Genomic DNA, 12,699 nt, shown 5'->3' on the forward strand with positions numbered 1-12,699 from the left:
GCTCCCTACTCCCTGCTCCCTGCTCCCTTGTATCAAAGGCATTAATTTGTCCCAATCAAAACAGGTTTGGGCTAAGGTTGCTAATTGCTCGATAACGAAATCTAGTTGGGGAAGTTCGGCGGTGGGGACTAGACCGAGATGGCGATCGGGAATAGTAATATTATCGTGGCGGCGTAAAACACCGAGAATTGGTAAGTCTAGAGGTACAAGGGCATCTTGTAATAATTGTAAGTGGCGATCGCTTCCGACTCGATTCAGTACGAATCCGACTATTTTTACATGGGGATCGAAGGAACAATAACCGTGGGCGATCGCCGCAACCGAACCAGACAGGCGACTGCAATCTATAACCAGTACTACAGGTAGATTGAGTATTCGGGCGATGTGAGCGGTACTGGCAAAATTAATTGGTAGTTGGTAGTTGGTAGTTGGTAGTTGGTAATTTTGACTTTTGACTTTTAACTTTTGACTTTTGATATTACCAATTCCATCAAACAGTCCCATCACTCCCTCTACTAGTGCATACTCAGACTGTTGAGTATGATGGATAAAACATTGCTGGACGTAAGTTTCGGAAGTCAGTACGGGGTCTAGGTTGCGGCAGGGAGATCCGGTGACGTACTGGTGAAACATCGGGTCGATATAATCTGGTCCTACCTTAAAAGACTGGACGGATAATTTTTGCCACCGACATAAAAAAGATAGTAGGGCAAGCGTCACGGTTGTTTTGCCTACCCCACTGCGTTCTCCAGCAATAATTAAAGACATAACTTAGTAGTTGGTAATTGATAATTGGTAGTTGGTAATTGAACTTTCAAAAGCATTCATTTTGACTTTTGTACGGGCGGCTGCGCGCAAATAGGTTGACAACCTTAAGTAAAAATTTTTGGTCAAAACCCGCCCGTACGTCTTCTCATTACCCATTACCCATTACCTATTACCAATTACCCATTACCCAATTTCAACATCTGCGCTGTCACTGCCAGACTTTCTTCAAATAGTACGTCTCGTCCCCAACGTTGTAGTTGCTGCGAGAGTAACTCTTCAGCACTTTGCTCGGCAAGGGATGTTACTTGGTTGACGATCCCAGCTTGAGCGCCGCCGTGTGCCTCCATCCGCATACAGCCAGAGGTTTCGGAACACAAAACGGTAGAACAGTTGGCAGCTGGATTCGTAGAGGTTAAGCGTAAAGCAATCAAATCTCCGGCTACGTCACCGTCGCTAGCAGTTGGAACGCCAGCAATTTCTGCTTCGACTTCGCGATCGCCTTCTGCCATGAAGTAAAAGCGCTTGATGTCGTAGTCTCCCGTTTCTGTAGTCACTTTAGTCGGTCGCCAGTTCAATCGACTTGCCAACCAGCCTAAAAACATCAAGGCTTGGGCAGAATTGCCTTTTTCATAGTCTATGGTGACGCGATCGACTTCCCCTAATGCAGCGCGGCGCTGGGGTGGATCGAAAGCTTCTGCCGTCAACTCTTGCCAAGCAGCTAGCCGACTCCAGTTGACATCGAAAATTGTCATGCCTGCATCGATCAATTCTTGCAGCCGGATGAGATTGGTTTCAACTTGTGTAAAACTGTTGGAGTCGAAGATGACAGAGTTGCAAGAGGCTACCAAACGCTTGAAGATCGGGTGATCGGGTTCTGGAGTAGCTTTCCACCAGAGAAACTTCGGCAAGCCACCAATTAATAAATCTGGAACCATGCCTACCACTCTTTCGAGGGCTTCAACCGTTCCCGTCAGGGTGATGTATTCGCAACAGATCAAAGTTGTAGCGGACTGCTTTTGGATCGGGCAGTATGCCGAAACTTGTGCCTTTACGCCCTCGTCCTCTCCGGTGACTGGACATAAAGCAATAATTCGACAAGGATTGCGGCTGGCGATCGCATCAGCAACAGCGGGACTGCGGGTATCCATTGCGTAAGCTGTCGTTGCTGCGCTGCTATCTACTACACCACGGCGTTTGCTTTGTTCTTCTCTAAGTTTTATGAGTAACTCTGGGCTAGATTTCCCCGTTTTTTCTAGTCCAAATACTTTTTGGGCTTCGCGAATCGCTGAGGCGGTGCGGGGTCCTGGGATGCCGTCGATTGGACCGCTGTAATATCCCAAAGCTGCCAGCAATTGTTGAGTTTCTTCTGGTTCGTAAACGATTAATGTAAAGGTTTTGGCGCGAGTGGCGGCGGGCAGTTCCCCATCCTCACCAGCCACGCCATAACTTTGCCAAATCTGATTGAGTTCGGCTTCAATCTCGCTAACTGAGATATCCTTGGGAGCCTGAAGTGAGAAAATTGGAGCAGATTGAGTCACCATAGGACAGGATGAAAGATGAAGGATGAAGGATGAAACTAGCTATTAGCAATGGAGCGATCGCCACCTTTACCATCATTCCCGTAAATTGGTATTTGTAACAGATAGTCTGTATACAGATTGAGTGCGGATCGCTTCATTGCTATTTACAACCTACGCCAGCGACGACCATCTCGATCGATCAGTAATTCCGCCTCGGTTGGTTCCCACGTCCCTGCTTCGTATTGCGGAATCGTCGCGGGATCGGTGGGCGAATCCCAAACTGAGAGGGCTGGAGTCACTAATTGCCATGCAGCTTCTACTTCGTCGGCTCTAGTGAATAGCGTTTGGTCGCCCATCATGCAATCGAGTAAGAGGCGATCGTATGCGTCGGATGTCGCTTGCAAGCCAAAGGAACCATAGGTAAAGTCCATATCTACAGAACGAGTTCGTAAAGTTCCCCCTGGCATTTTTACCTCAAAACGCAACGAGATTCCCTCGTTGGGTTGAATTCGCAGCGCCAAGATATTAGCGTTCATCTGCTGTGCTGCCGACTGAAATAACAAATTCGGCACTTCGCGGAAATGAATTGAAATCTCCGAGACTTTTTTGGGCAAGCGCTTACCCGTCCGCAGATAAAACGGCACGCCTTTCCAACGCCAGTTGTCGATCAAAAACTTCATGGCGACAAACGTAGGAGTTGTAGACTGGGGATTCACGCCTGGTTCTTCTCGATAACCAGGGACGCGCTTGCCTTTCATCCACCCCGCACTATATTGTCCTCTGACTGCCGCACGTTCCAAATTTTGAATATCTGCTAGACGAGTCGCTTGAATCGCCTTCATTTTCTCCGTGCGGATTGAATCGGCATCTAGGGAATTAGGTGCTTCCATTGCTGTGAAGGCAAATAGTTGCATCAAGTGGTTTTGCAACATATCTCGCAATGCCCCAGAGCTTTCATAATATCCGGCTCTGTCTTCTACCCCGACTGTCTCGGCAACGGTAATTTGGACGTGATCGACAAACTGGCGGTTCCACAATGGTTCAAAGATGGCATTCCCAAAGCGAAACACCAGCAAATTTTGGACTGTTTCTTTGCCTAAATAGTGGTCGATCCGGTAGACTTGTTCTTCTTTACAAACTTGCTGCACGACACGGTTAAGCGATCGCGCCGTTCCCAAATCCCGACCGAAGGGCTTTTCAATCATCAAACGGGTTTTGAGCGGATCTTTGAGCATTTCTGCTTTGCCCAACTGCTGGATGGCTTCTGCAAAAAATTTGGGCGATACAGATAAGTAAAATACGCGGTTGCCTCTGGTTCCCCGCTTTTCATCCAATTCTGCCAAAAAGTTTTTTAGCTTTTGATAGCTTTCGGGATTGTCAATATCTCCGGGGCAATAAAATATACCTTGAGAAAACTCTTGCCAAAGGTCTTCCGAACCAACACCGTCAGAAAACTGCTCGATCCCCTCCCGCATTTGTTCGCGGAAGTAATCGTGACTCCATTCTCTGCGTGCTACGCCTACAATTGTAAATTCGGGTGGTAGGCGGCGTTCCCGTCTGAGTTTGTAGAGTGCTGGAACGAGTTTGCGCTGAGTCAGATCTCCCGACGCACCAAAAATGACTAAGATTTGCGGTTCGGGAACTCTCTGTTGTTGCAGCCCCACTCGTAAGGGATTTTCTAGCAACGTGACCATATGAGGGTTAAGGGGTAAGGGGTAAGGGATAAGGGGTAAGGCAAGGCACTGCCTTGCCCCCTACATTAATTACACGGGTGACAGCTTAGCAACCTTCTCTTCCAAAGACTGCATCAGCGATTCAAAGGGTTTAATGAATTTGTCGATCCCTTCCACGAGTAATTCGTCCATCACTTGGTCGATATCGATCGCCACATCTGGATCTTTTAAGTTTTCAATTAACTTGTATGCTTCCTCGACATTTGACTCGACGCGATTTGCTACGTCGCAGTGGTCGGCACACGCATCAATCGTATTGGGTGGTAATGTATTGACTGTTTCAGGACCGATCAATTCGTCAACGTACATGACATCGCTGTAGTTAGGGTCTTTGGTACTGGTGCTAGCCCACAGCAATCTCTGAACGTTTGCGCCTTTGGCTGCTAATGCTTGCCAGCGATCGCTTTGAATAATTTTCTTGTATTCTTGATAAGCAATCTTAGCGTTGGCGATCGCGACTTTCCCTTTCACGGCTCTTAATTTTGCTTCTTTCTCAATCCGGTCTACGCCTGCTTTGAGGGCAGCATCAATTTTCCCATCAATATTAGAATCGATCCGCGACAGGAAGAAGCTAGCCACAGAAGAAATCTTGCTAATATCCTTTCCTTCTGCCGCGCGTTTTTCTAAACCGCGAATATATGCCCAGGCTGTTTCGATGTAACTTTGAACTGAGAACAACAGCGTTACGTTGACATTAATCCCCTCAGAAATGACCTGTTCTACCGCTGGTAAACCTGCATCAGTCCCGGGAATCTTAATCATTACGTTATCCCGCCCGATCTCTTGATAGTAACGACGGGCTTCATTAATTGTCGCCTGGGTATCGTGGGCGATCGTGGGAGGAACTTCAATGCTGACATATCCATCTAGTCCGCCGGAAGCGTCATATACAGGACGCAAGATATCGCAAGCATCGCGGATATCTTTAAATACTAGGGATTCATAAATTTTGTAAGTTGGCAATCCCGCCCGAATCCCTGCTTCGATGTCAGCATCGTAGATCGCATTACCCGCGATCGCTTTTTCAAAAATCGCTGGGTTAGAGGTGATCCCGCAAATACCTTGATTCTCAACTAAATTCTTCAGCTCTCCAGACTGAACTAAGTCACGGGTCAAATTATCCATCCAAATGCTTTGACCGTATTCTTTGATCTCTAGTAAATGATTTGTTGCCATAATATTTGTATTTCTCAACTCTTCATTGGTTTGCTAGATGGGGAGCGAGGAGCGAGGAGCGAGAGATAAGAGAGCGGGTGATGGGTGGCTGGAATGTCTCCTTGTCTCCCTTGTCTTCCTTGTCCTTTCCCTAACCCCTAGCCCCTAACTCCTCATCCCTCTCATTGTGGTATGCGTGCCTGCGCCCGAATATTCTTTTCCTCTTGGGCTTGGGCGTGTCGCTGAATAAAGGACTCAACTAATGCCACGTCATCTTTACTACCAATAATCAACGGAGTGCGTTGATGCAGTTTTTCTGGCACGACATCCATGATGTCTTGGGTTCCCGTAATTGCTCTGCCTCCTGCTTGCTCGACCAAAAATGCTAAGGGAGCAGATTCATACAGTAGGCGAATTTTACCTTCTGGTTTTTTCACCGTGCCAGGGTAAAGGAACACGCCACCTTGCACTAAAATCCGATGAATGTCACCTACCATAGCTCCACTGTAGCGTGCGGTATAACCTTCTGTGCGGTGGACGTAACGAATGTATTCTCGGATCGATTCGTCCCATTGCCAGAAGTTACCTTCGTTGACGCTGTAGACCGAACCGTGTTGCGGCAGTTGAATATTTTCTTCTGAAAGTATGAATTCTCCAAGGCTGGGATCGAGGGTAAAAGAATGTACGCCCTTGCCGATGGAATACACCAAGATGGTGCTAGGACCGTAGAGGATATATCCTGCCGCAATTTGTTTGCTGCCTGATTGTAGTAAGTCTTTTGCCTCTCCATCTAGATCGTTGCCTTCCTGCTGTCGAATGGCGAAGATCGATCCCAGACTCATATTAATATCTGTATTGGATGAGCCATCGATTGGGTCGTAAAGCAAGGTATAACGACCAATCGGACAGTTTTCAGGAATGTAATATGGCTTTTCCATTTCTTCGGAAGCCAAGCGACAAACTAAACCGCTCTGCTTGAAAACCGAGATAAAGACATCGTTGGCGTAGACATCCAACTTTTTGACTGATTCCCCCTGTACGTTCACGTCTCCGGTAAATCCCAGTACGCCTTCCATCAATCCCGCACGACTGAGGTGACGCGAGATTAACTTGCCAGCGAGGGCAATGCGACTCATTAAGGCGCTCAGATCTTGGGCATCAGCAGAAAAACTTTGCAACTGTTGTAGGACGTGTCGAGACAGTGTTGTACAATCCCGACCGAGTGCAGATTCGTAATCTATTGAGTGTTGGACAGCTTCAGCCATAACGATCGCTCTCTCTGTAGATGAGGGCATGTTGCAAGATTTACCAATAAGGCAGCACCCTGCACTACTATCTTAGGAACTGAATCTAATAGTGGAATCTGACTTTAGATAAACTATAGAAATCACTGCACCTTGCCATGCGCGATCGCCACAATCGTGTTGCTGAGCGATTGCCAAATCCTGCGATCGCGGCTCGATCTTCAGAGCTTTATTTTCAAACAATACCGTCAAGCCATCAATTTAGTTCTTGCCAAGAGCGATTGACAACATGCGTTGAACTGATGACAAGAATTAGATCGAGCCAATTGCGATCGACAAAGCACCGACCAGCAATTATCAGTGTCAGATACTTAACTGGTCAGTGAAAGGGTTGACCCAAATTCAGATTTAAACTATTAATCTTGTTCCGAGTAGTTTCCTACAGAGCGGGGTGATTGTCACTACTCCTGACCAAATCTTGCCCTCACTCCGGCTCCGTTACGCCGATATCCACCGCCGCCACCGCCATTTTCTTCGCGGGGTTTAGCTTTATTGACTCGCAGCTGTCTTCCCATCCATTCTGCACCATCTAATTCAGCAATCGCTGATTCTTCTTGGGCATCCTCGTCCATGTCAACGAAAGCAAATCCGCGCATTCTGCCAGTTTCCCGATCCATCGGTAGGACAATGCGCTTGATCGCGCCATATTCTGCGAATACAGTTCTCAGGTCTTCTTCCGTAGCGCGGTAAGAAAGGTTTCCAACGTAGATAGTCATAATCGGTCGCGTAAGTCTGAACAGAGAGCCAAGTTCAGTCGAGAAATCGAACCTAAAAATTTGCAGTTTCGGCAAACACCAGATTTCAAATTTATCAGTAATCTAGCTTTCAAGATAGACAACCCCAGTCGGTAGCAGCTTCTCAAATTTAACCAGTTACAGGACTGAACTCACACTTACGCATATCATATCGTATGGTTTGTTTATCAAAGGTCTTCTGTATTACAAATACTGCCTAAAAAATTTCTGATAGTTATCATTTAATCTGTTAACTGTTAACAGTTAACTATCACCACTATAGAGACGCGAAAGATCGCGCCTCTACGTAACTCTCTACCTCTAGTCGATAGAAATGCTTTGGGGACCGCTAGTTTTGCCGTTGCGATCGCCAGATATAGAAGAATTGTAGCCAGAAGAATCAACCTGGCGATCGAGCCAACTTTTGACTGGATCGTCAGCTAGGCTGAGGTGCAGTATCCCAGAGACAAATCCTCCTAAAAAAGAAACTGGGTGCTGTACCAATTCTTTGAAAATAGGTGCTAGTTCATCTACAAACATACTTGAATCTCCTCTATTCGTTGCTGCATCTGTACTGTTTGAAATTCTAGCTCTTTATAGAATTGGGAGTCGGGAGTCGGGGAGCAGAGGGGCAAGAACTGTCAACCAACAACTAACAACCAACTACCAACTACCAAACCACCAATCCCTACTTACCCTCTACTTGAGGAAAGAGGCATTTATCTGAATCGCACCCTGCTGGACCTGCTTCGTCTAACTCTTGAGCATCATAGCGGCTGAGGGCAGTATAAAAATCATGCACTTGCCGTCGGGAATGCACTTGTTGCATCAATTCTTCGTACTTAGCTTTGGTTATCGGTTCAAATGGCAAGCGCGGGAAAGTTTGTAAGTCGTCAAATCTGGCTAATAAGGCAGCACTAATATAGCCTTCATCGTTTTGAATGGTTTCATAAATCCGCGTCCCTAATGCTTCTACCTCGTTTTCTCGCAACTCAATTGTTGCGGATGTATTATGAGTTACATAGTATTTCTGCACTTGCATGTAGAAATCCATTTGGGCTAGAGCGCTAAATTTGCTAATTTCAATTTCATCAGCACCAGGTAAATCTGCCCAAGGTACGGAGACGGGAATTTCTACCAACCACTCCATACAACGAGGATCGAACGGATCGTTCAACAAATTGCCATTTTCGTCTTTATCCGATTGGGAAGGAATGACAGCATAACCGTAGTCAATGCAAGCTAGTGCCACTGGATCGTTTTTGCGGAAGGTAATCCGACGAATAAAACGTTGGGCTTTGGGGGGATGCCAGCCAGGAGACGCACCAGTCAATAGAGATTTAGTTCCGCTAGGTTGGACTGTGGTACAACGATTAGGGCGTTTAATGTGATGGCGATCGCAATATTCCCATACAATGCGAAACACAATATCCCGCCATCGACTGAGATACTCCCGTTCCTTATTTCTAAAATACTCAGCCATATTCTCACTTCCGAATTCCGAATTCCGAATTCCGAATTCTTCTGGTCTTCCTTGTTCCCACCACCGCAACCAATCTACGCCAAAAGCACGGACGAAAAAGTCAAATAATCCCGTAAAAGAAACACCTACAATTGGATCTAACTCCCGACTGAATTGATAGCGGGGTTCGAGGAATTTGTGGTTCAACAAAGAAGCGACAGATAATGCCCCTGCCGTAAAAGCTTCTTCTTGTTCTTGGTCATTCTTAGGGTCAATTTGATTTAAATGAACCTCCGATAAGTTGCAGTGGAAATCAGCACCCAAAATTTCACCACAGTTGTGAGTAACACATCCATTAGCAATGAAAGAATGAGTTAGGGGGACATGAAGATCGTAAACTGTTTCTTCTCCCTGAAGCTCTACAGATTTAACTGTCGAGGCAAACATCAAGTTAATACTAGAAGCTCTACGTTTACGCATATTTTTAACAATATGCTCTTGCAAGATTGCTTGTTTTTCTGGAGCTAGGGGAAACCCTACAAGTTCAGAATACTTCTGAGCATGAATCGACCGTATGACAAGACGATAATATTCTTTGCCATAACTATTTTTAATCGTTCCATCTTTTAATGTGTATGGAACTTTAATGCTGCCTGCCGAATTTTTTCTATAGATGCAACTGGGAATTCCTAAATTCAGCAAGAGAATTTGAACTTGTTCAAGTAATTTTTGAGAAGCACTAAATAGTTCTACTGCCTGCCGATATTTTTGAACAGAACCATCAGCACTGAATAAGCCTTGCAAAAAGCCAATAACTACTTCTCTGGATTGAGAGAAAAAGCTGACTGGCAAAGAAGCTTTTGAACTGATATTCAGTTTATTGAAAAAGGAGTCTATTAAGAAGGAGCAGCAGTGAACTCTATATATTCCTTTATTAATGTGGTAAGCGTCTCTAGTCCCACCAATAGACTCTAGAGCAGAAGTAATTATTGGATAAGCATATTCAAATTCTTTAGAATTGAAATAGAAACCTCTAACTGTTCTATCAGTTTTACGAACTCCTATTTTTGCTTTTTCTATAGTTTGAAAGCCATCTCCAAACCACCAACCAAGCATTTGAGCTTGCTCGATAGAAATAGTGCTACTACCAAATTGACCTTCTCCTTTCTGAATAAAAATAGAATGCTCTAAGGTAAGCTCTTTAGTTGCAACCCATCCCTTGTTTGTGAAGTGCTTGTGTTCAGATGTACACTTCATTTTCATCCCATTATGTAAGGTAATGAGATATGTAGGTTGAACACCTGTAGTAAAGGCAATTGCATTAGTTAACTTAACTCCGTCTAGTCCTACAGACCTTAAATCAACTAAGGCTTTAAATTGTTTGTCTACTAAATCTTTAATTGGTACTAATCCTTGCTCGGTCGATACTAAGGTGTCACCAGAATGACATGGATTTAAACCATAACGGGATAAACGATGCTCCAACTCGTTTACAGACATTTGGGGGTAATGCTCTTGCAACCACTGTTTTGCATTTCCAAGAGAAAGAGAATATGCCTTCAGAAATTCAGCTTTAAGAACAGAAGTATTTAATAGGTCATGGTTAGCTCTAGCTATGGCTTCTCCAGCCCATTGAATTGCTCCTTCACCAGAATAATATTGATTGCGAACGGCATTGATGCATTCTTCTAAGGTTGGCTTTTGATGAAATACGCGGCTATGATTCGCCATTCTCAGAGCATCGCGGTCGGGATCGATCCGCCAATTTCCACTTTCATCTTGTTGCCAAAGGTTAGTTTTAGCTGCTTCAAATAATTCATCATTGCTATTACCTTGGCGCATCCCCGCGCTATTGTGAGTTAGGTAGCCATCACAATAAAAACAGTGAGCTTCTGCTACTTCGATATCGTAGGTTTGCACGCAGTCGTAGCTTCCCAAACCATTTACTGTAACTGGAATATCGAGACAAATATCTGATTCAGCAACGTAGCGTTCGTAATTAGCATCCACATCGCGAGAACCTTGAAATCCCATGCCTCGCATCTCACTATAGCTATATACCTCACGCATTAGCGAACCAGGTATAGTAAATCCATACATCTTCAGTCCTTGGCGTAATTCACCTTTGACTGAATGCAGTGCAATTAAGGCATTATATTGATTTTTTAAAGCAGGTATTGTGACATGATATTTCACCTGCCATTTTTCTATTTGTGGACGAGTTAGCTTTACTCTTCCTGCAATCCCCAAACTGGAAAGAACAGCAGCTACTTGTCTAGCAAATGAGCGATAAACTGTTGTCACTAAATGAGGTGGTCTATTATTAATTGCACCGTCACTATCCACTAAACCTGCTAGATAAGCAGCTCTGATGTCAACCGAACCTTGCAAAATAAAGTCAGGAATTTCTATTGGCTGATTTGGCTGTTTGATGTATTTATGGAAATATTCAGCCAATCGAATAGAAGTGACACGCGAGCGCAGTGTATTTTCACTTGAGAGCAGTACATGCGTTGCTTTTAATCCAAACAAAGCTAGAGCGCGATCGATCTTATTGTGAATTTTGGTAGCGAGTTCTTCATCTAAGCTGCTACAAGCCCAAGAAATTGCTCCATAAGGTTTTCCATGCTTATTTCTACCTAAACTGACATATCCATCACCATGAGTCAGACCAATTAGCCATGCCACGTCAGGAGTTAATTCGGGGATACTAATTGGGCTAGCATTTCTACTTTGAATCGGTCGTTCTGTAGTAAAATCTCGTGGCAATTGAGTCACAGTACCAGGAAGAACCTGAGTATTGTGCATGAGGCGATCGCCTTCTACTAAATCTCCAATTTGCTGCCAATTAATCTTACCTTTAGCATCAGCTAAAACGGCAATACGATGATTTAAAGTAGCGCGGGGAAAAGTACCGTTTGTCTCAATTTCGTAGACTTCTTGAACGCCTTGGTCAAATTTATCAATCACATGTCGAAAACCAAGTGGAGTTTGTACCAAATCTCCAATTTGGATATCTCGAATTGGTATAAGTCCTTTTGAGGTATGTACTAAAGCATCTTCAGGCAAACAGCGGCGAACATTGCCTGCGACAACTACAACAGCAGCTTCATCTATTAATAAACAACACTCAACTGAATTCAATTTTCTGCCTACAGCTTTATTTAAAATTGCCGCACAGCGTTGATACAATTCTGGCAATTTAATCGGGTTAGCAACGCCGCCAAAGCCTTTTAAAATTTCCCCTGCCGGACGGATGTTGCTCAAATTGACGCTAACATGTACGACACCCGAAAAGGCATCGTTAGTTGATAGTTCTAACAAAGTTTGATAGGACTTAACCCAACCTCGACGGCTATCACCCACAAGAATATTGACGATATTCCCTTCGATTTGTACTTCTGTTTCTTCTCTCCGTTCTGAAGCGGGGTTTGTGCCAATTTCTCCTTCTACAGTGACGTGGAGGCGGTTGCGAATTACAGGCAATTGGTTAATGTACTGGGGTTCGAGGATTGCACCCGTACCGCAGCCCATCATTGCCAAGTCCATCATCAAGCCAAAAGCCCGCCAGTCTACCACGTTGGTAGAAGTACAGTTATAAGCGCCAGAAAAGTTTTCTGGGCGAGAAATCCATTCCGTACCTCCTACCCACAGCCAGCGTCCGCTTGGGAGAGATTTCATCTCCTTTTGCATTTTTTCGAGAATAGCGGCTTCTGCTGGGGTGAGTTTACCCAATTCCACTAGCCCGCGCAGGGTGCGATCGCATACTTGTTCCCAAGTCTCGCGCCCACCTCCTATCCGCCGACTATACGTTCTGAAGAAGACTGGATTTGCAGCTGGGGCAGTTTCGGGAAACTGGGTGGTTTGGGTTAAGCGCTGTAGCTCTCGCACCATAGTAGAGTCGTGATAAAAAAAGGTTTTGCTGAAGAAAAAGCCCTGGATGTTCAAGGCAATAGATTAAGACTATACGCGATTTACATATAGTGGTAAAGATTGAAAAATTACTCAATCTGCGCTAGCTCT

9 protein-coding genes are annotated in these 12,699 nt (G+C 44.9%); all 9 read right to left on the reverse strand.

What is annotated here, in order from left to right; all coding sequences use genetic code 11:
• Positions 1 to 768: cobyrinate a,c-diamide synthase (locus C7Y66_RS17465; protein WP_106546569.1), on the reverse strand; the 768-nt coding region annotated here is incomplete at its 3' end.
• A 176-nt stretch (positions 769 to 944) separates the two neighbouring features.
• On the reverse strand, positions 945 to 2,309 hold the full coding sequence (gene opcA, locus C7Y66_RS17470) for a glucose-6-phosphate dehydrogenase assembly protein OpcA (protein ID WP_106546570.1): 1,365 nt from the start codon (positions 2,307 to 2,309) through the stop codon (positions 945 to 947).
• A 143-nt stretch (positions 2,310 to 2,452) separates the two neighbouring features.
• The gene (gene zwf, locus C7Y66_RS17475) at positions 2,453 to 3,982 is read right to left on the reverse strand and encodes a glucose-6-phosphate dehydrogenase (RefSeq protein ID WP_106546571.1); all 1,530 of its coding nucleotides are present in this window, start codon (positions 3,980 to 3,982) and stop codon (positions 2,453 to 2,455) included.
• 69 nt (positions 3,983 to 4,051) lie between these two features.
• Entirely contained in the window at positions 4,052 to 5,197 is a 1,146-nt protein-coding gene (tal, locus tag C7Y66_RS17480; RefSeq protein WP_106546572.1) for a transaldolase, read from the reverse strand.
• A 161-nt stretch (positions 5,198 to 5,358) separates the two neighbouring features.
• On the reverse strand, positions 5,359 to 6,441 hold the full coding sequence (gene fbp / locus C7Y66_RS17485) for a class 1 fructose-bisphosphatase (RefSeq protein ID WP_106546587.1): 1,083 nt from the start codon (positions 6,439 to 6,441) through the stop codon (positions 5,359 to 5,361).
• A 72-nt stretch (positions 6,442 to 6,513) separates the two neighbouring features.
• Entirely contained in the window at positions 6,514 to 6,672 is a 159-nt protein-coding gene (locus C7Y66_RS32515) for a hypothetical protein (RefSeq protein ID WP_233222726.1), read from the reverse strand.
• Between the two features lie 209 nt (positions 6,673 to 6,881).
• Complete coding sequence (locus C7Y66_RS17495; protein WP_015152855.1) at positions 6,882 to 7,196, reverse strand: RNA-binding protein; 315 nt, start codon at positions 7,194 to 7,196, stop codon at positions 6,882 to 6,884.
• A 339-nt stretch (positions 7,197 to 7,535) separates the two neighbouring features.
• A complete protein-coding gene (locus C7Y66_RS17500) occupies positions 7,536 to 7,754 on the reverse strand; it encodes a hypothetical protein (protein ID WP_106546574.1) in 219 nt (72 codons plus the stop codon).
• A gap of 148 nt (positions 7,755 to 7,902) precedes the next feature.
• The gene (nrdJ, locus tag C7Y66_RS17505; RefSeq protein ID WP_106546575.1) at positions 7,903 to 12,570 is read right to left on the reverse strand and encodes a ribonucleoside-triphosphate reductase, adenosylcobalamin-dependent; all 4,668 of its coding nucleotides are present in this window, start codon (positions 12,568 to 12,570) and stop codon (positions 7,903 to 7,905) included.
• Between the last annotated feature and the right edge of the window lie 129 nt (positions 12,571 to 12,699).

The sequence above is a fragment of the Chroococcidiopsis sp. CCALA 051 genome (assembly GCF_003015105.1).
GTDB classification, from domain to species: domain Bacteria; phylum Cyanobacteriota; class Cyanobacteriia; order Cyanobacteriales; family Chroococcidiopsidaceae; genus Chroococcidiopsis; species Chroococcidiopsis thermalis.

Bases quoted from the DNA above. Each gene is read 5' to 3' on its own strand.
- C7Y66_RS17500 (WP_106546574.1), bottom strand. From the start codon at position 7,754: ATGTTTGTAGATGAACTAGCACCTATTTTCAAAGAATTGGTACAGCAC.
- nrdJ (WP_106546575.1), bottom strand. From the start codon at position 12,570: ATGGTGCGAGAGCTACAGCGCTTAACCCAAACCACCCAGTTTCCCGAA.
- tal (WP_106546572.1), bottom strand. From the start codon at position 5,197: ATGGCAACAAATCATTTACTAGAGATCAAAGAATACGGTCAAAGCATT.
- zwf (WP_106546571.1), bottom strand. From the start codon at position 3,982: ATGGTCACGTTGCTAGAAAATCCCTTACGAGTGGGGCTGCAACAACAG.
- opcA (WP_106546570.1), bottom strand. From the start codon at position 2,309: ATGGTGACTCAATCTGCTCCAATTTTCTCACTTCAGGCTCCCAAGGAT.
- fbp (WP_106546587.1), bottom strand. From the start codon at position 6,441: ATGGCTGAAGCTGTCCAACACTCAATAGATTACGAATCTGCACTCGGT.
- C7Y66_RS17495 (WP_015152855.1), bottom strand. From the start codon at position 7,196: ATGACTATCTACGTTGGAAACCTTTCTTACCGCGCTACGGAAGAAGAC.